Here is an 18780-nt window from a genome sequence, read left to right as displayed (position 1 = left end):
TCGGAATTCAGACACCTGAATCGCTGGATAGATTCCCGCAACCAAAGGGTTATTTGGGACCGAAACAAACAGAACTTCCGTCACAAATGATAGGTATGAGGCCACAGCGGACACGCTCTCGATCCGGTGCCGACATCGTCACCCGGAGGGGTGCGACGCATGAGTAACGCCGATCTCGGGGTTGGCGACATCGACCTGCCGATCAAGCGCACCGAGGGGGCGACGTTAGAAGAGCGCCTGACCGGCAACGCGTATCACAACATTCTGCCCGCGCGCTATCTGCGCAAGGACGCCGACGGCGAACTCATCGAGGACCAGGAGGATCTCTTCGTTCGCGTCGCGAAGAACATCGCGCTCGCCGAGGCCGTCTACGAGGCCGGGAACCAGGACGTCGAAGTCACCGTCACGCCCGACCAGCTCAAGCCCGACCACCCGCGGCGCGACGAGCTCGCCGAGGAAGTCTTCGGTGCGGGCACCACGGCGGACGACGACGCCGAGACGACGCTCACCCAGCACAACGTCAACAAGTTCGCCTACGACACGGTCGTCCCGGAGCTCCCCGACGAGGTCCGGGCCCACGTCGAGGAGACGGCCGAGGAGTTCCAGACGCTGATGGAGGATCTGTCCTTTATGCCGAACTCGCCGACGCTGATGAACGCCGGCGACGAACTCCAGCAGCTGTCGGCCTGCTTCGTCGACTCGCCCGAGGACGACATCGACGACATCCACCAGACCGCCAAGGAGGCCGCGCAGGTCTTCCAGTCCGGCGGTGGCATGGGCTACGCCTTCTGGCGGCTCCGGCCGTACGGGGACGCGGTCGGCTCGACGGGCGGCATCGCGTCGGGTCCGATCACGTTCATGCGGACGTTCGACCAGATGTGCGAGACCATCGCCCAGGGGGGCGCCCGCCGCGGCGCGCAAATGGGCGTCATGCGGGTCTCGCACCCGGACGTCATCCAGTTCATCCACGCCAAGAACAAGGACGTCTCGCTCGCGCACACCCTGCGCCTGAACGACCCCGACGACTTCACGCACAACTCCTTCGCGGACGCGCTCGACGAGGCGCGCGAACTCATCGACGACGACGGCAAGGTCCCGAAGCACCTGCGCAACGCCGTCGAGGGCCACCTCTCGAACTTCAACATCTCCGTCGGCATCACCGACGACTTCATGGAGGCCGTCAAGGCCGACGAGGAGTTCACCTTCACCAACCCGCGCACGGGCGAACCACACGTCGCCACCGCGGAAACCAAAGAGCTCTACGACATGTTCGACCTCGGCGAGTACGTCGAGGTCGGCGAGGTGCTCTCCGTCCCGGCCACCGAGGTCTGGGAGCGCATCATCGACGGCGCCCACGAGAACGGCGAACCGGGCGTCATCTACCTCGAACGGGTCAACAAGGAGCACTCCTTCGATGTCGAGGAGCACCCCGACCACCAGATCCTCGCGACGAACCCCTGTGGCGAGCAGCCCCTCGAAGAGTACGAGGCCTGTAACCTGGGGCACATCAACCTCTCGACGCTCGCGGCCCGCGACGCGCCCGACTGGCGCGTCTGGTCGGACGAGCACCGCGACGAGTACGACTCCCTGGACGAGGCCGTCGGCGCCTTCCTCGAGGAGGCTATCGACTTCGAGTCGTTCGACTACCGCATCGAGATGGGGACCCGGTTCCTCGAGAACGTCGTCACGATGTCGGACTTCCCGGTGCCGAAGATCGAGCAGAAGGTCCGCGAGATGCGCAAGATCGGTCTCGGCGTCATGGGGCTGGCCCAGCTGTACATCCAGCTCGGCATGAAGTACGGCGACGACGTCTCCAACGAGGTCGCCCGCCAGCTCATGCGTCACATCAACCACCAGTCCAAGTGGGCAAGCCACGAACTCGCCGAGGACCGGGACGCCTTCGTGGAGTGGGACAACTCGAAGTTCGCGAACCCGACCGAGTACCGCGAGTGGTTCGAGAAGCAGACCGGCCTCGACGCCGACGAGTGGGCCGACGGCTTCGCCATCCGCAACCACAACACGACGACCATCGCGCCGACCGGAACTACGTCGATGGTCGGCAACACCACGGGCGGCTGTGAGCCTATCTACAACGTCGCCTACTACAAGAACGTCTCCGACGACGTCCAGGGCGACGAGATGCTCGTCGAGTTCGACGACTACTTCCTGCGCGTGCTGGAGGAGAACGACCTCGACATCGACGCGGTGAAAGAAGAGGCCCAGGAGCAGATGGCCAACAACGAGTTCGACGGCGTCGACGGCCTCTCGACGGTCCCAGACGCGGTCGGCGAGCTGTTCGTCACCACGGGCGACCTCTCGGCGAAGGCCCACGCGGGCATCCAGGTCGCCTGTCAGGAGGGCGTCGACTCGGCCATCTCGAAGACGGTCAACGCGCCCAACGACTCGACGACCGAGGACGCCCAGGATGTCTTCGAGTACATCTACGACCACGGCGGCAAGGGCGTCACCTACTACCGCGACGGCACCCGCTCGAAGCAGGTGCTCACCACGCGCGCCCAGAACGCCGAGTTCGCCGAGATGGACGCCGAGGAAGTCGTCGCCCAGATCGAGGAGGTCTTCGGCGGCCTCGACGCCTTCCTCGAAGAGGACGCCGTCCAGACTGCCGTCGCGCAGGAGACCGAGCAGCTGCTCGGCGCCGCAGACGGCGACCGTCCGGACTACGCTCAGAAGCGCACGCGACCGGACGTGCTCCACGGCGTCACCCAGCGCATCGACACCGGCTACGGGAAGCTCTACGTCAACATCAACGAGGACCCCGAGGCCGAGCGCCCCTTCGAGCTGTTCGCCAACATCGGCAACTCCGGCGGCTTCACGGCCTCGTTCACCGAGGCGCTCGCCAAGACCATCTCGACGGCGCTCCGTGCGGGCGTCGACCCCCACGAGATCGCCGACGAACTCCAGGGCATCCGCAGTCCGAAGGTCGCCTGGGACAAGGGCGAACAGATCCAGTCCATCCCGGACGCCATCGGCACGGCCCTGCGCCGCTACCTCGACGACGAGATCGACAAGGGCTACCCCCAGCAGAAGACCCTGGAGGAGACCGCCGAGGAGCGCGAGGCGCGGAGCGCCTCGGAACGCGCGAGCGGTGAAACCGCGAGCGACGACGACAGCAACCCCAACCAGGACGTCTCCGCCGCCGAACCCGAGACCGACGGCGGCGCGTCCGTCTCCATGGACGCCAAGCCCGGCAGCGACGCCGGCGAGCCCGGTCCCGACGCCGGGGAGGCCTCCGAGGACGCCCAGCAGGAACTGATCGACGCCGGCGAGAGCCCGGAGTGCCCGGAGTGTAGCTCCCTCTCGCTGTACTACTCCGAAGGCTGCAAGACCTGCGAGTCCTGCGGCTGGTCGGAGTGCTGACGTAGATGAGCGAGGCCCCCGCGTCGCCGCTGGCGCGGGGGCTCCGCTGGCTCCGCACCGTTCCGACGACTATCTCTCTCTGTCTGCTCTTCTGTCTCGTCTTCGCCGCCGAGTGGTACGTCTGGACCCGGCTCGGCCGGGCCGCGTTCGTCGAGTTCTTCGTCGCGACCCGCGACCCCTCGGTCGGGTGGCTGCTCGCCCCGCTCGCGCACCTCCCGACCGACTTCCGACACCTCGGGTCGAGCGTCGTGCAGTTGCTCCTGTTCGGCGGGATCGTCGAGCGCCGGCTCGGCCGCCGGCAGTTCCTCGGTCTGGCCGTCGTCTCCGGCGTCGCGACGACTGCGGCGCAGGTGGCGTCGTACGTGGTCGTGGGCGTCGGCGGCCGGTCCGTCGGCACGCTCGGCGCTAGCGGCATCGTCCTCGCGATGACCGCGCTCGTCGTCGTGGACAGTCTGCGGTACCGCCTCGCGACCGGCGAGTGGCACGGCGACGCGACCTGGGTGTGGGTGCTGCTCGGCGGCTTCGTCGTCGGCCAGGCCGTCTTCGGACTGGTGAGCCTGGCGTACGGGACGGCGCGGGTGGGCGTCGTGGGACACCTGACCGGCGTCTTCATCGGAGTCGGGTTCGGACTCGTGCGTCCGAGCCGTTCTGTGTTTGGTTCCCGTGTCGAGGATCGATAGGACGCGTCGCAATTGCGGCCAGTGGCATGTAGACGAAGCCCTCAGCGCGCTCGCTAGCAGTCGATCGCGACACAGGAGACAACAAGCGATGAAAGCCCTCGGCCCGCTCGCGGGTGCTGTGCGGGATATCCTCGCTGCGCTCGGATAGGGCCCGCGCACCATCCGCGACCGGACCTCGCCCTTTCAGTCCGCCAGGGAATCCGCATCGCACCGCACAGCACCGCAGACAGCCACACACCTCCCCAGCCGACTGCGATGCTCCCTCGCTTCGCTCGGTGCGCTTCTCGTCCCTCGCACGGCTACGCCGCGCGGTTCTCGCAGTGCTCGAACACGCGCGACAGCGCGCGCCAGAACGAAGAACGGAGTGCCGAAGAAGCATACCGGACAACAGCCGCGCTGAACCGGCCGCGCTACTGCATCGTGACGTACGTCAGGAAGAGCAGGGCGAGGAACTGCAGGGCGCGGAGGACGACGACGGCCTGCTGGGCGACGGGGTCGCTGGCGTAGAGCATCTGCATGCTGAAGAAGTAGTAGATCGCGACGAGGTTCTCCAGCAGCATGACGCCGGCGAACGCGAGCAGGCCGAGGATGAGGTTCGTGCCGAACGTGCGGTAGTTGCGCAGCCAGACGGCGCCCAGGGCGAGTAGCAGGAGGGCGTTCAGCCCGGCGAGGGCGGTCGCGACGGTCAGCCAGGTGTGCATCGCCATGTGTATCACTCCATTTTGTCGGTTATCGTCTCGAACTCCTCGCGGTGGTGTTCGAAGCGGTCGGTGAGGAAGTACATCGCGCCGTAGTCGTCGCCGCCGCGCTCGACGACGTCGTGCTCCAGCAGGACGTCGAGGTGGTGTCGCACCGTGTTGTAGTCCACGTCGAGCGCATCGGCGAGCCTGTTGGCGTTGCGCGGCCGGTCGTCGAGCAACCGGATGATGCGCGCGCGGTTCTCCCCGCCGCGCGTCCCGGCGAGCAGATACCACAGTGCCTTCTCCATCGACTGTCGTACTCTCCTGTTCCGCGCCTGCGATTTATGCGTGCTGGTTCCTGACACAGCCGACGAGTCGGGCGTCACTGCACGCTGGCCGGGTCGATGGACTCGCTCACCCACCCCGTCGGCCCGCTCGGGAAGGCGTCCGTCTCTTCCTCCGGCTGCAGTTCACCCGTCCCGTCCGTGGCGCGCACGACGACCTCGTGGGTCCCCTCGGGCGGATCGTAGGCATACGTCCACTGGCGCCACGCGTCGTCGGCTGTCTCGGGCGGGTCCTCGACGGCCCCGGTCGCGCCCGGAAGCGGGTCGGTGAGGTCCGCGTCTCTCCAGGTGTCGCCGCCGTCGACGGAGACTTCGACGTTGTCGATTCCGCGCGTGCCCGCGTACGCGTGACCACCGACCAGGATCTGTCCGTCCTCGGTCCGGGTGGTCGCGTGGAGCTTGGCGACCGTGTTGACGGGGCCGGTGCCGTGCCATCCCTTCTGCTCCCAGTAGCCGTCCCGCTCGCGGTCGAGGAACTCGATCTCGGTGATCCACTTGACGTTGATCTCTCCCCAGTGGCCGGGGATGAGCGCGCGGACCGGCGCGCCGTGTCCCCGCGGGACCGTCCCGCCGTTCATCCCGAGCGCGAGCATCCCCGTTTCGAGGGCTTCGACGGGGAACTCCTCGTAGTAGTCGTCCGCCGCGCGGAGCATGACGCAGTCACATCCCGATTCCGGGTTCGCGGCCTCGATCAGGGGCGCGATCGGGACGCCGCTCCAGAGGGCGGTGTCCATCTTGTGACCGTTGAGCGACTCGCCGACGCAGCGCAGCGTGACGAAGCGGTGTTCGAACTCCCGTTCGCGCAGGTCCGCGTAGGAGTACGACAGCTCTTCCTCGACCTCGCCGGTGATCGAGAGGTCCCACTCAGCCGCGTCGGGTGTCGGGGAGACCGAACTGTAGGAGACGTTGAAGAACTCCTCGCTGACGAGCGGCTCCAACTCGGCGACGTCGAAGGTGCGCTCGTCCGCGGCGGCGAGCCGGTCGTCGACGTCGAACGTCGGCACGTCGACGTTCCCGTAGACCGCCGGATCGCCGCCCGAACCGTCGTCGGCGCCACCGCTCCCACCGGCAGCGCCGGCGCTCGCGGCCCGGCCGCTCCGCCGCCCGATCGAGTAGCCGACGGCGCTCGCCGCGGCGGCCGTGCCGACTGCGGTGACGACGCGACGCCGTCCGTCGGGGTCGCGGCGACCGACGAAGCGCTCGCCCGACCGAGAGAGGTCGGTCAGCCAGAGGACGACGCCGGCACCGACGGCGGCACCGAGCGAGAGTCCCGGACGGAGCGTCAGCGCCGCCGTCGCCGCCCAGACGGCCGCCGGCCCGCCGGCGAGCGGCACGAGCCGTTCGTCCAGTTGTCGCCCGATACCGATCGTCAGGCCGACGAGCAGCGCGTACAGGCCCGCCACGAGCGTGCCCGCGAGCGCGACGTTGAGCGTCTGGCCGAGGTCGCCGAGCACCGTGATCGCGAAGGTGATCAGCGCGCCGGGCATCACCCGCGAGAGCGTGCTCTCGACCGGCGCGAGGACGAACCCCGGCGCGAACCCGGCGGCGCCGAACGACCCGAGCAGTCCGGCGACGCCCGCCGCGAGCGCGACCGCGACGGTCCCGAATCCCGGCGGGTACCGGTCCGACAGCGGCGTGTACTCCGTCATGGTTCGGAGTGGGCCGTCCCCGCCAATAGGCGTTGTTCGAAAACCCGTCGGACTCCGTCTAGAATTCGTTCGGTTTCCAGCCGATTCGCCCCGATCGACCTCGGGACACTGGCGGGGAGAACAAGATTCAAGCGCCGCTCCACCGACGTGCCGATATGAGCGACGCCAGCGGCCGCCCCTGCCCTCGCTGCGAGCGGCCGATGATACACCGCCACTGCAAGTACGTCTGCCCCCAACACGGCGTCGTCTACGACTGCTCGGACACCTTCTACTGACTCCGACGAGCGCGAGTCGACCGCCGGCGCGTCGGTCGACTCAGACCCCGAGGTCGTACTCCGCCCGGACGTAGCGGTAGGCCGGCCGAGCGATCAGCAGCGCCGACAGGCTCGTCGCCGCGGCGAACAGCGCGAGGCTGTGGCGCAGGCCGTGAACCGAGAGCGTGTGCATCGACGCGCCGGCGATCACCTCGGCGGCGATCCACGGCGATTCACCGATGAGCGTCCCGAGCAGATACGCTCGCAGCGACACGTCCGACAGGCCAGCGCCCGAGGAGACGACGTCGGCCGGCAGCGGCGCGAGCCGTGCAGCGACGACGCCGCGGAACTCGCCGACCGTTTCGACAACTTTGTCGCTGGTCCGCGTCGTGAGTCCGACGATCCCCTCGTCGGTCCGGGCGTAGCGAGCGAGCAGGAACGGCGTCGTGTTCGAGAGGAGCGTCCCCGCGATGGCGACCGGGATCCCGTAGGTCGCGCCGAGGACGTACCCCACGGTCAGCGAGAGCGCGCTGACCGGCCACAGGAGGAACGGGCGCGCGAGGTACAGGACGACGAGCACCGCGAGGAACCGCCACGGGTGCGCCGACAGACCGGCGATCGAGTCCAGCACGACCCTCGGCGAGAAGGCCAGCGCCGCGGCCGCGAGCGCGGCGCCGACCGCTCCGAGGCTTCCGAACTGGCGACGCGTCGCCCGACTGACTGCCATCGGTTGCCATCTCTACTAAATCAGTACAAGTCTTGTGGTCCGACCGCCGGTTCGCTGGCGCGCCGACCGGACGCGACGCGGAAACGCTTACTTCGCGGGCGAACACACCATCGAGCGTGGACGACCGCGTCGAACTCGGCCTGGAGCTGCTCGCCCACCTCGAACACGCGGAGCTGTCGCTCCCTGACGCCGTCGACCGGATCGAGACGGTCACGAGCGATCCCGCCGTCACGCGCGAGATCCTCGAAACCGCGGAGCGGCGAGGGATCATCGAACGCGACGGCGACACCGTCGTCCCCACCTCCGGCGACTACCTCAGCTTCGAGGGCGACGTCGTCAGCAAGGAAGGGGAGTTCACCTGCCAGCGCTGCGGCGCGGGCATCACGACCGGCTACTTCATCGAGTTCGACGCCGGCGAACACGGGCCCTTCGGCTCCTCGTGCATCAGAAAGGTCACGGGCCGCGAGAGCGACTGAGCGGGTGCGAGTTACTCGGACTGCTGGTTCTGTTGGACTAGCTGTTTGAGCGCGCGGTGCTGGCGTTTGAGCAGTTCGTTCTGCCGGTCGACGGCGTCGGTCAGCTCCTCCACGCGCTCGGCGAGCGCCTCGTACTCCTCGCGACTGATCGGTTCGCCGTCGGCCGACTGGTCCGCGGCCGATACCGACGACGACGGAGGCTCCGTGTCCGATTCGGCCGACCGATTGGGATCACTCGCGGCCGCCGTCGACTCGGTCGCTGACTGCCCGGATTCGACGGCCGATCCGCCCGTGGTCCCCTGTGCTGGGGTCGTCTCCGATCTCGCGTTCTGTGCGTTCTGTCGCGGCTGATCCGGGGACGCCGCGCTGGTCTGCGGTTCGTCCGTCGTCGACGCGGCCGCGTCACTCGCCCACGCTCCTGGAGACTGTTGCTCGGGGGAAGCGGGTTCAGACGACTGCTGCTGACCTGTCCCGGACGACTGCTGCTGACCTGTCTCGGACGACTGGGACCGTTCGGGCGAACCCGAACCGCCGACCTGCCCGGCGCTGCCTTCCTGACCGCTTCCGACTCCACGGGACGCGTTCGTCGACTCGGTCGGTTGGCCGGTCGCCGGTTCTGTCGACTGGTCCGGCGACCCGCCGGTCTGTTCCGGCTGGCCGGCGTCGGCCGGTTGCTCGGAGAAGGCGTCTCCCGCGGGTCCGTCGCTCGCCTCGACCGGTTCCGTCAGGTCGTCGTCCTCGTCGCTGACGAGCGGGTCGAAGTCGTCGCCGAACGCGAACCCGTCGTCGGCGTCGTCCGCCGCCTCGACGCCGCCGGCCTCGGTCGCGTCGTCCGTGCCGACGACGCGGTTGAGTTCCTCGATCGACCCCACGTCGTAGTACCCGAACAGCGCCTCTTCGAGCGTCTGGCGGACGACGGGCGCCTTGTCGTTGGGCACCTTGACTCGCTGGGGCCGACCGTCGACCGAGAGCGCGATGCTCGTCGCGACGCTCGCGCGTTCGAACTCGAGGCCAGTCACGTCCTCGTACGGATAGACCTCGAAGTCCTCGGTCCACACCTGGTTGCCGATGTGCTTGATCAGTCGGCCCTCGGTGATGATGAGCGTCAGTTCGCTGAACCGGTAGACGCCCGCGACCGACTCGCGCGCTTCGATGACGCCGTCGAGTCGGAGGACGCCTTCGAGGAAGAGCGCGAGCACCTTGTCGCCGCGGTTGGCCGGCACGGTGAACGACTCGGTGCCGTCGATGTACTGCATCGTGAACTTCGTCTTCCGACGACCCTCCGAGACGGCGAGCTGCTCGATGTCGTGGGAGTACTCCTCGACCTGTTCGTCGCTCAGCAGTCCTTCGCCGCGATAGACGAGCGTCCGCGTCGGCGTGAGACAGACGGCGTCCTCGTCGCCGAGCGAGACGCCAGCCTGGATCTCCTCGTCGCCGAGTGCCCCCTTGACGAGGTCCGGGATGTCCATGGCAGAGGTGTACCCGTCCGTGTGTATAAAACCGAGGGTGGCGCCACCATCTTTTTACCGACCATCTTTTTCCCGCCCGGGTTTCCTCGCGCGCCTACGGCGCGCTGCGGGGAACCCGGACGGCAAAAACATGGGTGAAAAAGGCCGGACGCGGCGGTCGCTTCGCTCCCTTGCGTCCGGTGAACCGGCGCCGAAGGCGCCGGATGCTCAGTACAGCCCGCAGAGTGAACAACTGCGGTGGCGCGCGCTGTCGCGGCCTCCGTGCCGCGACTGCACCGTGCGAGGGATGAGGAGCGCAACGGAGTGAGCACCGCAATCGGTTGGGGAGGTGTGAGGCGCGATGGTGTGCGGTGAGGGTCCTGACGTCCTGGCGGACTGAAAGGGCGAGGCGCGCTCGCGGTGAACGGAGTGGGCGGAGTCAGCTGAGCGACCACTACCCGAGCGCAGCGAGGGTATGTCGCTCAGCGACCGCGAGCGCGCCAAGGGCTTTCAACGCCTACTGTTGGCTGCGGTCACTCTGACTCGACTTCATTCCGCAACCGAACCCACAGAAATCACTGCTCAACAAGCAACCGATACTGAACGTCGCCATCACGCGATGTCCGTACCGATCACTGAAACGACGGGACGGCGGCCGGATCGAGACGAACGTCCGCCGGAGATGAGAAGGTTAAAGGCCGATACCACAGTACCAGCAAGTGCGCCCGGGTGGCTTAGCTGGACATAGCGCCGCACTCATAGGGTTTCCTTGCGCGGCAGCCGGCATGCCCCCACGAGGCCCGTCAGCCTCGGACCTGGGACATGCGGAGATCGAGGGTTCGGAGCCCTCCCCGGGCATACTTCGTCCGTCAATTACATCGGATAGAGGTGGGTACGTGGCGATTTCTCGAACGGGAGCTCTGCGATAGACCGACCGCACACTCGTGAGCGACGGCTATCTGGGACAGAACGTCGAGGCCGAAGAAGACCGCTCTCAGGCGTCGCCGGGGAACTCCTGGAACAGCGTCTCGAAGTCCTCGGTGTCGCTGACCTCGGCGACGGACTGGTCGGCCTCCCGGCGGAGGGTCTCGACCTCTGCTTCCAGTCGCTTGTACTCCTCGTTGTTCTGGAGCTCGGCGTATTCCATCTCGGCTTCGAGCGTCGCCTTCTTCGATGCCAGCGAGAAGAACTCCTGCATGCGGTCGTCGTAGTTCTCCCGGGTCAACATCCGGTCGACGGCCTCGTAGAGGTCCTCCAGCATCACGGGCTTGGTGAGATAGTCGTCGAAGGGCATGTCGACGATGTCGAAGTCGGGGTCGACCGCCGTCACCATCACGACCCGGCAGTCCAGTTCCCGCTGGCGGAGGGCTTCGAGCACCTCGTCGCCGTTCATCTCCGGCATCTGCCGGTCGAGAAACACCACGTCGACGGCGTCGTCTGCTTCGTCGAGCGCCTCCTCGGCGCCGTAGGCGGTCCGGACGTCGTACTCCTCGCCCAACCAGGTGGAGTAGAGGTCGGCGATGTCCCGTTCGTCGTCGACGACGAGAACAGTCACGTCCTCGGAGTTGCTCTTCGGCGATATCATCGTAAGTCCCGTAATTGGAGATACGGATTATCGACTATCGGACAAACCAACCCATAAATCCACCCCATCGATTATCAGCGGTGAAAACCGAAAGCGGTGTGCAGTGGTCGTTTGCCGGGTGACGTGGGCGGCGGACTTCGGCGCTCAGTCACCGACGAGATTAAATCGCCGACGCCGCTGGATCCGATCGATGGAAGAGGAGTCCGCGGACCCGGCGCGGATCCGAACGATCGCGGTCACCGCCGAGGACGTGGTCGCGGCGCTGGAAGCGCGGATCCAGCGGGACAGCCCGGTCGCGCTGCGCGTCACGCCGCCGTTCAGCGGCCGGATGCGAGCGCGCCTTCACGCTGGCGCGAACGAGTACGACGAGACGCCGGCGCCGGTCCACGTCTCGCCAGGGGCGCTGCTCGACGAGTCGGCGCCGTCGTATCCTCGTCCGGCAAACACCGAGGACCGACTGCGGGCGGACCCGGACGTCGATTACACCGTGGAACGCCACCACGAACGCCACCGGGAGGCGGTCGCGGCGTGGCGAGAGCGGGTCCGCGACCACGTCCGCGAGACCGCGACCATCGAGACTCCCGACGGGTCGCACGAGATTTCGATATCGGTACTCGGGTGACTCCGGCGCGCGCAAAAGTGGACGTTCGTCCACCGCCGGCCTCGACGCATCGGCCGGCACTCGAAACGGAACGAGGCGGGATAATAAAACTTCTCGGCAGTTTTGAGCGAGCGATGAAAGGAATATGGGACGGGTAAAACGGCGTCTAGAAACGCGTCCAACGCGTGAAACGTTGTGAAATCAGTAGAAGACTCGGACGGTTATAAGGTATCACCGTGTCACTGTGGAAGTACGAGGTTCCCCGTATGTCAAGTCGCACGTCAGAACTCGCCCCATCGCTCGAGCGCCTCGGCGTCTCTCTGCCGAACGTCGGCAAGAGCGTCGTCGCACCGATCACCGGCTTCGCGTTCTGGGCAGCCGTCGCGCTCCCGTTCCTCCACCTCCCGCTGTTGCTTGCGACCGGCCTGTCCTCGGAACCGTACACCAACGCGTTCATCGCCCTGCTGGTCGCCAACGTCCTCGCCCTCCTCGTCGGCCACTCCCACTATCGCGACTGAGCCCGCCGCCACGCCGCGATAGCCCTCCACACCGTGTTCGCGACGTGCCGGCCGGACACGCCCACTACTTCCCCCACTTCGCCCTCCTTCCACACCACAGCCGCGGTTCGCAGGCAATCAGTTCCCCTCTCTGAGCGCCGCGCGGAGTCGCGGCAGTTCCCGTCGGAGCGCCCGCCGCTTGATCAGCACGAACCCGGCGAAGATGCAGCAAAAGCCCACTGCCGTCCACGCGTCGACGACCTCCTCGAGGAAGAAGAACCCGGTAAGTGCCGCGAACAGCGGCGCGACGTAGGAGACGAGGTTGATCTCGACCGGTCCGAGCCGGTCGAGCAGGTCGAAGTAGATGAGGAAGCCGGCCGCGCTCGCTCCCAGCGAGAGGTACGTGAGCGACCACAGCGCGGTCCACGACCAGGTGATCGCCGACGGCGACTCGCCGAGTCCCACGCTGACGACGTGCATCAGGCCGGCGCCGCCGATCATCGACCACGCTTCCATCGTCTCGATCTCGACGCCCGCGTCGACGTAGGTCGTCACGACGCTGCCGAGGGCGAATGAGAGCGCGGCCGCGAAGACGAGCAACTGCGGCAGGACCTCCGCGGTCAGCAACGCGTCCGGATCGGGCCGGGCGACCGCGACGACGCCGACGACGCCGAGCAGGATGCCCGCGACGCCGACGGCCGAGAGGCGCTCGTCGGGGAGGAGCCCACGGGCGAAGACGGTCGTCAGCACCGGAGAGAGGCTGACGATGACCGCCGCGGCGGCGCTGGTCGTTCCCTGTTCGCCGACGAAGAGGAAGGCGTGGTACGCGGCGATCATGAGCGCCGCACCCACGGCGACCGTCGTCCACTCGTCGCGACCTCGCGGGTACCAGCGGTCGGCCCGGAGAGCGGCGTAGCCGAGCATCACGACGCCGGCGACGTCGTAGCGGAGCGCGGCGAAGAGGACGGGCGGGAACGCCGACAGGCCCGCCTTGATCGCCATGAACGCCGACCCCCAGAGCGCCGAGAGCACGAGGAACAGCCCGAGGTTCCGGTAGGTGGACACGGCCGGAGATACGGACGAACCGGCCTGAACCTTTCGGGTCGCGCACCCGACCTCAGCCGGCATCGAGCTGGACCGTCCGCGGTACGCCTGGATACCGCTCGACTGCAGTGGGACAGATCCCCGAATCGCCCGTACGTTTAAATCACCCTGTCTCCAAGGAGAAGTATGGCCGCATACGGCCGGCCGACCCTGCGCGATCTGTTCGACGAGGCACCGACGCCGCACATCGCCCACCCGCCGCGGACACACCATCGCGACTTCTACCTCGCCACCGACGGCTCCTATCGGGAGAGCGGTGGCGCCGCGCCGGGCGACGACGCCCGGGAGTTCACGGGCGGACTGGGCGTCGTCATCGAGACCCGCGACGGCGAACGCGTCGCGCGGCTGTCGGTCCCCAACCGCGCCCCCGACAACAACGTCGCCGAGTATCGGGCGCTCCACCTCGGCCTCGACGTCCTCGCCGCTCGCTCCCCGGCGGACGCGAGCGTCGGCGTCCTCATCGACCACGACGCCCTCGCCGAGAACCTCAACGCCGCGGTCCTCACGGACCGGAGCCCCGAACTCGAACCGGCACACTCCGTGTCCCACCCGCCCGCCATCGGCCTCCACTGGCGGGGCATCCGCTCGCGGCTCCGGGACTTCGCCGAGATCCGGGCCGCCCGCATCGGCGGCGGGTACAACCCTGCGCACCCACTCGCCAACGCCCCCGAGGAGTACGCGCACGTCAACAGCGAACCCGACCGCTGCGTCCTCCCCGAGTCACCGTCGACCGGTGACGACCGCTATCCGCCGCCCTCGCGGGCCGATCGCGGGAGCGCCAGCGACTGAGGACGGCGTTCGCCGCGGTTCTGTTCCACCGACGCGCCCGGCCGAACGGTTATGAAAACCCGTCCGATAGAGGTACCTATGACACAGGCCGATTCGCCGGAATCCCCGCTCTCGGCGGCGTCGGACGCCGTCGGGACGGCCGCCGAGGCCTTCGAACTCCTGAGTAGCGAGACTCGCCTCGCGATCCTCGTCGCGCTCTGGGACGCCTACGACCCGTTCGACGACGAGAACGCCGTCGGGTTCACCGACCTCAGACGGACGGTCGGAATGACCGATAGCGGCCAGTTCAACTACCACCTCGAAAAGCTGACGGGTCATTTCGTCGAATCAGCGGCCGAGGGGTACGAACTACGGGAACCCGGTCGGAAGTTCGTGCGGGCGGTGATCGCCGGTGCCGGCATCGAGGAGCCGACGATGGACCGAACCGAGATCGACATGGACTGTACACTCTGCGGCGGCGACGTCGAAGTGTTCTACGAAGACGGGTGGGTCTACAACGTCTGCACCGACTGTGACGGCCTGTGGGACGACGAAGAAGCGCCGACCGGACACCTCAGCAAGTTCCAGTTCGACCCGGCCGGATTCGCGCACCGTTCCGCCGACGAGGTCTACGCCGCGGCCTGGGTGCGGGCGTTCCAGCACATCTACAGCATGATCGAGGGCGTCTGTCCGACGTGTTCGGGGTCCGTGGACCGGTCGCTCGATACGTGCTCCGACCACGACGAGAGCGGCGTCTGCGAGGCCTGCGGTCGCCGCACCGCCCTCACGGTCCGGTTTCGCTGTCCCGTCTGCAAAGACTGGGCGCGTGGGACGATGGGTGTCGTGGCGAAGTACCATCCGGCCGCCGTCGCATTCTACTACGACCACGGCCTGACGCTGCAGTACGGGTTCAACGACGTCGCGTCGATCAACGACCGGCTCGAACGCGGCGTCACGAGCTCGGAAGTGCTGTCGGAGGATCCGCTCACAGTCCGAGTGACGCTCGCGCTCGACGGCGACGAACTGGCGCTTGATCTCGCCGAGGATCTGACGGTCCTCGACGTGCACGAACCCGCCTGAGCGCGTGATCGCTTCGCCGCCTCGACGTGCGTTCGCTCACGGGTCGCTTCGCTCGCCGCGGGACTCACTCGTCGAAAAAGATGGGGACAAAAAGCGAGCGCTCGACTACTCGTCTTCCTGCTGCTGTGCGTCGACGACGGCCGCGGCACCGAGATTCACGATGTCCTTCACTTCGTCGCCTCGCTGGAGGACGTGGACGGGCTTGTCCATGCCGACCAGCATCGGGCCGATGGCGTCGGCGCCGCCGAGGCGCTGGAGGAGCTTGTAACCGATGTTCCCGGCTTCGAGGTTCGGGAACACGAGGACGTTCGCCGGGTCCTCGAGGTCGGCGAAGTCGTAGGTGCCGTTGAGAATGTCCTCGACGACGGCGGTGTCGGCCTGCATCTCCCCGTCGACCGGGAAGTCGACCTCGGGGTCGTCGTGGAGGTCGCTGACGGCCGCGCGCAGCTTCGCAGTGCCCTCGTTCTCGACGCTGCCGAAGTTCGAGTACGAGAGCAGCGCAGCGCGGGGCTCGACGTTGAAGTCGCGCGCGAGGCTGGCGGTGTGTTTCGTGACCTCCGAGAGGACCGCCTCGTCGGGGTCCAGGTTGACCGTCGTGTCCGCGCAGAAGACGACCTTGTTCTTGAAGGTCAGCATGTAGACGCCGGCCGCGTAGTCGGCGTCCGGCGCGGTGCCGATGACCTCCAGTGGCGGGCGCAGCGCCGACGGGTAGTGGTGGGTCAGCCCCGTCAGCATCGCGTCGGCGTCGTCCTGCTCGACCATCACGCTGGCGAGGTAGTTGGTGTCGTTCTCGATGAGCTCGGAGGCCTCGCTACGGGTGATCCCCTTGCGCTGGCGGAGCTCGTGGAGGCGCTCGGCGTACTCCTCGTAATCGCCGTTCTCGGGGTCGACGATCTCGGGCTCGAACTCGAGTCCCAGGTCGGCGGTCGTCGCCTCGATCTCGTCGGCTTCGCCGATGAGCACCGGTTCCGCGATATCCTGCTCCTGGAGCTGGAAGGCGGCGCGGATCATCTTCTCGTCCGTCCCCTCGGCGAGCGCGAGCCGCTTGGGGTCACTCTTGGCCTTGTTGAGGACGACCCGCATCATCTCGCGGGACTTTCCGAGGCGGGCTTCCAGCGTCTCGACGTACTCGTCGGTGTCGAGTTCCGCGCGGGCGGCGCCGGACTCCATGGCGGCCTCGGCGACGGCCGGCGCGACCTCGAAGAGGACGCGCGGGTCGACGGGTTTGGGGATGATGTACTCGGGACCGAACTGGAGCGGCTGGTCGCCGTAGGCCTTGACGACCTCGTCGGGCACGTCCTTGCGGGCGAGTTCCGCGAGCGCCTCGGCGGCGGCGCGTTTCATGTCCTCGTTGATGTCCGTCGCGCGCACGTCGAGCGCGCCGCGGAAGATGAACGGGAACCCGAGGACGTTGTTGACCTGGTTCGGGTAGTCCGAGCGACCGGTGCCCATGATGACCGTGTCGTCGCGGGCGGCCTTGGCGTCCTCGTAGGTGATCTCGGGGTCCGGGTTGGCCATCGCGAAGATGATCGGGTTCTCGTTCATCGACCGGACCATCTCCTGGTCGACGATGCCGCCGATGGAGAGGCCGACGAACACGTCGGCGTCGTCCATCGCGTCCGCCAGGTCGCCCTCGGGCACGTCACGGGCGAACTGCCGCTTGTACTCGTTCAGGTCGCCCGCCTCGGCCCGTTCCTCGGTGATGATCCCCGAGGAGTCACACAGCAGGATGTTCTCCTTCTTGGCGCCCAGCGAGACGTAGAAGCGAGCCGTCGCGATGGCGCTCGCGCCGGCGCCGGAGAAGACGATTCGCATGTCTTCGAGGCTTTTGCCGGATATCTCGGCGGCGTTGATCAGCGCGGCGCCGGAGATGATGGCCGTCCCGTGCTGGTCGTCGTGGAAGACGGGGATGTCCATCCGCTCGCGGAGTTGCTCCTCCATGACGAAACACTCCGGCGCGCTGATGTCCTCCAGATTGATCCCGCCGAAGGTCGGCTCCATCGCGGCGACGGCGTCGATAAAGGCCTGCGTGTCCGTCTCGTCGAGTTCGACGTCGAACACGTCGATGTCGGCGAAGCGCTTGAAGAGGACGCCCTTGCCCTCCATGACGGGCTTGGACGCCTGAGCGCCGATGTCGCCGAGGCCGAGCACGGCGGACCCGTTGGAGATGACGCCGACCATGTTCCCCTTCGCCGTGTACTCGTAGGCGTCGGCGGGGTTCTCGTCGATCTCCAGGCAGGGCGCCGCCACGCCCGGTGAGTAGGCGAGTTGCAGGTCGCGCTGCGTGTTCGTCGGCTTCGTCGTCGCGATCTCTATCTTGCCGGGCGGCTCTGTGCGGTGATACTCCAGTGCGTCCTCGTCGAGTCCCATACGATATCCCCGGACGGGGCCGGCAAAAACCTTCGCGTTGCGCCAAATGCCGACTAGTTGTTCGTCGTTCGTCGAACTCCAGAACGCGCCGATATCGCGGTCGAGAGCGGGGAATCGAGGTCGGTTTCGGGAGCGACAGTTCGGAGGACGGGAACGCGAGGACGGCGTGTTCGGTGGTCTCGTGCGGACAGGCGTTCGTCGCCCGTCTGCGGGGGACACAGACCGCGGTGGAAATGGGGGGAGTAAAGTCCGTGGCGAACGAACCCGCGCCCATGACCCGTCGCTTCAGGACCCTCGCGGGCGTCACGACGGCGCTCACCTTCGTCCTCATCCTGCTGGGACTGCACACCGGATCGACCGGTGGCGGGCTCTCCTGCGGGACCCGCTGGCCGATGTGCAACGGCTGGATGGGCCTGTTCCCGGCCAACTGGGCGAGCTTCTTCGAGTGGTTCCACCGCTTCGTCGCGATGATCGTCGGCTTCCTCCTGCTGGGGTGGCTCTACGGCGTCTGGCGCTGGCAGGACGACCGCCGCGTGCGCTACAGCGTCACCGCCGCTATCGCCATCCTGCCGTTCCAGATCGTCCTCGGCGGCGTGACCACGACCGCCGGCGGCATGTTCCCCCGCGGGTTCAACCCCGCGATCATGATCGCCCACTTCACCACCGCGACGGTCATCTTCGCCCTCCTCGTCTACGCGACGGCTCGGATGTTCGACGCCCCCGACTCTTCGTACGCGTTCCGGTCGGTGGTCAGCCTCGGCGGCGGCCTCGTCGCGCTCGTCGCCGTCTTCGAGTTCGTCGCCGTGTTCGACCACCCGCCGACGAACCTGGTCGCCTACTACGCCGCGTCGTTCGCCCTGCTGGCCCTCCTCGTCACAATACTGACCTGGAGCGATGCCGCCGTCGACCCGGCGAACCTCCTGCGGTTCCGCGCGGTCGCCGCCCTCGCGACGGCGCTGCTCTACGTCGCCATGGTGTTGAGCCGCCAGAAGTGGGGGCTCCCCGACGGGATCGGCGAGGCGACGACGATACTGGTCGCCGTGGCCGTCGCCGCGCTCGCCGTCCTCGCGAACCGCGTCGTCGTAGAGACCGGTGGCCTGGGGACCCAGCGCGCGGACTGACGCGCCGCTGTTCCGCTC

The 18780-nt window shown here is 67.5% G+C and carries 17 protein-coding genes and 1 tRNA gene; 10 read left to right on the top strand and 8 right to left on the bottom strand.

From position 1 onward, the window contains the following. The first annotated feature begins 159 nt into the window (after positions 1–159). Together ACMGFH_RS01435 and ACMGFH_RS01430 are read left to right on the top strand one after the other, a co-directional pair. Positions 160–3378, top strand: coding sequence for an adenosylcobalamin-dependent ribonucleoside-diphosphate reductase (locus tag ACMGFH_RS01435; RefSeq protein ID WP_415380996.1), 3219 nt, complete (start codon positions 160–162; stop codon positions 3376–3378). A gap of 5 nt (positions 3379–3383) precedes the next feature. Beyond that, complete coding sequence (locus ACMGFH_RS01430) at positions 3384–4058, top strand: rhomboid family intramembrane serine protease (protein WP_415380995.1); 675 nt, start codon at positions 3384–3386, stop codon at positions 4056–4058. A gap of 410 nt (positions 4059–4468) precedes the next feature. On the opposite strand, the gene ACMGFH_RS01425 is transcribed toward ACMGFH_RS01430, so the two are convergent. From ACMGFH_RS01425 to ACMGFH_RS01415, 3 genes are all read right to left on the bottom strand, one after another. Further along, the gene (locus ACMGFH_RS01425) at positions 4469–4765 is read right to left on the bottom strand and encodes a hypothetical protein (RefSeq protein WP_274325149.1); all 297 of its coding nucleotides are present in this window, start codon (positions 4763–4765) and stop codon (positions 4469–4471) included. Between the two features lie 5 nt (positions 4766–4770). Further along, positions 4771–5046 (bottom strand): winged helix-turn-helix domain-containing protein, encoded by a 276-nt coding sequence (locus tag ACMGFH_RS01420; protein ID WP_415380994.1) that lies wholly within the window; start codon positions 5044–5046, stop codon positions 4771–4773. Positions 5047–5120: 74 nt separating this feature from the next. After that, positions 5121–6731, bottom strand: a complete 1611-nt coding sequence (locus tag ACMGFH_RS01415) for a molybdopterin-dependent oxidoreductase (protein WP_415380993.1) — start codon at positions 6729–6731, stop codon at positions 5121–5123. 155 nt (positions 6732–6886) lie between these two features. Here ACMGFH_RS01415 and ACMGFH_RS01410 point away from each other — a divergent pair, with 155 nt between their 5' ends. Next, the gene (locus ACMGFH_RS01410; RefSeq protein WP_415380992.1) at positions 6887–7006 is read left to right on the top strand and encodes an HVO_2523 family zinc finger protein; all 120 of its coding nucleotides are present in this window, start codon (positions 6887–6889) and stop codon (positions 7004–7006) included. Between the two features lie 40 nt (positions 7007–7046). Here ACMGFH_RS01410 and ACMGFH_RS01405 read toward each other — a convergent pair whose 3' ends face one another. Continuing rightward, positions 7047–7712, bottom strand: coding sequence for a TVP38/TMEM64 family protein (locus ACMGFH_RS01405; protein WP_415380991.1), 666 nt, complete (start codon positions 7710–7712; stop codon positions 7047–7049). 116 nt (positions 7713–7828) lie between these two features. On the opposite strand from ACMGFH_RS01405, the gene ACMGFH_RS01400 reads away from it, so the two are divergent. Then, a complete protein-coding gene (locus ACMGFH_RS01400; protein WP_274325145.1) occupies positions 7829–8188 on the top strand; it encodes a DUF5830 family protein in 360 nt (119 codons plus the stop codon). Between the two features lie 11 nt (positions 8189–8199). Here the strand turns inward: ACMGFH_RS01400 and ACMGFH_RS01395 are convergent, their stop codons facing one another. Continuing rightward, the gene (locus ACMGFH_RS01395) at positions 8200–9657 is read right to left on the bottom strand and encodes a hypothetical protein (protein ID WP_415380990.1); all 1458 of its coding nucleotides are present in this window, start codon (positions 9655–9657) and stop codon (positions 8200–8202) included. Positions 9658–10359: 702 nt separating this feature from the next. On the opposite strand from ACMGFH_RS01395, the gene ACMGFH_RS01390 reads away from it, so the two are divergent. Next, positions 10360–10494 (top strand) — tRNA-Met (locus ACMGFH_RS01390). Positions 10495–10630: 136 nt separating this feature from the next. Here the strand turns inward: ACMGFH_RS01390 and ACMGFH_RS01385 are convergent. Further along, the gene (locus ACMGFH_RS01385; RefSeq protein ID WP_415380989.1) at positions 10631–11221 is read right to left on the bottom strand and encodes a HalX domain-containing protein; all 591 of its coding nucleotides are present in this window, start codon (positions 11219–11221) and stop codon (positions 10631–10633) included. 190 nt (positions 11222–11411) lie between these two features. Between ACMGFH_RS01385 and ACMGFH_RS01380 the strand changes: the two genes are divergently transcribed. Beyond that, on the top strand, positions 11412–11843 hold the full coding sequence (locus tag ACMGFH_RS01380) for a hypothetical protein (protein ID WP_415380988.1): 432 nt from the start codon (positions 11412–11414) through the stop codon (positions 11841–11843). Positions 11844–12088: 245 nt separating this feature from the next. Continuing rightward, complete coding sequence (locus ACMGFH_RS01375; protein ID WP_415380987.1) at positions 12089–12340, top strand: hypothetical protein; 252 nt, start codon at positions 12089–12091, stop codon at positions 12338–12340. A 117-nt stretch (positions 12341–12457) separates the two neighbouring features. Here ACMGFH_RS01375 and ACMGFH_RS01370 read toward each other — a convergent pair whose 3' ends face one another. Further along, on the bottom strand, positions 12458–13384 hold the full coding sequence (locus ACMGFH_RS01370) for a DMT family transporter (RefSeq protein WP_415380986.1): 927 nt from the start codon (positions 13382–13384) through the stop codon (positions 12458–12460). Between the two features lie 165 nt (positions 13385–13549). On the opposite strand from ACMGFH_RS01370, the gene ACMGFH_RS01365 reads away from it, so the two are divergent. Next, a complete protein-coding gene (locus tag ACMGFH_RS01365) occupies positions 13550–14212 on the top strand; it encodes a ribonuclease H (protein WP_415380985.1) in 663 nt (220 codons plus the stop codon). Between the two features lie 78 nt (positions 14213–14290). Continuing rightward, positions 14291–15271, top strand: coding sequence for a hypothetical protein (locus ACMGFH_RS01360; RefSeq protein WP_415380984.1), 981 nt, complete (start codon positions 14291–14293; stop codon positions 15269–15271). 105 nt (positions 15272–15376) lie between these two features. Here the strand turns inward: ACMGFH_RS01360 and ACMGFH_RS01355 are convergent, their stop codons facing one another. Next, complete coding sequence (locus ACMGFH_RS01355) at positions 15377–17641, bottom strand: NADP-dependent malic enzyme (RefSeq protein ID WP_415380983.1); 2265 nt, start codon at positions 17639–17641, stop codon at positions 15377–15379. Positions 17642–17892: 251 nt separating this feature from the next. Here ACMGFH_RS01355 and ACMGFH_RS01350 point away from each other — a divergent pair, with 251 nt between their 5' ends. After that, a complete protein-coding gene (locus ACMGFH_RS01350) occupies positions 17893–18762 on the top strand; it encodes a COX15/CtaA family protein (protein WP_415380982.1) in 870 nt (289 codons plus the stop codon). The last annotated feature ends 18 nt before the right edge of the window (positions 18763–18780 follow it).

It is taken from the genome of Halosimplex rarum, assembly GCF_047715405.1.
GTDB lineage: Archaea > Halobacteriota > Halobacteria > Halobacteriales > Haloarculaceae > Halosimplex > Halosimplex rarum.
This window is presented reverse-complemented; position numbering and strand designations above follow the sequence as displayed.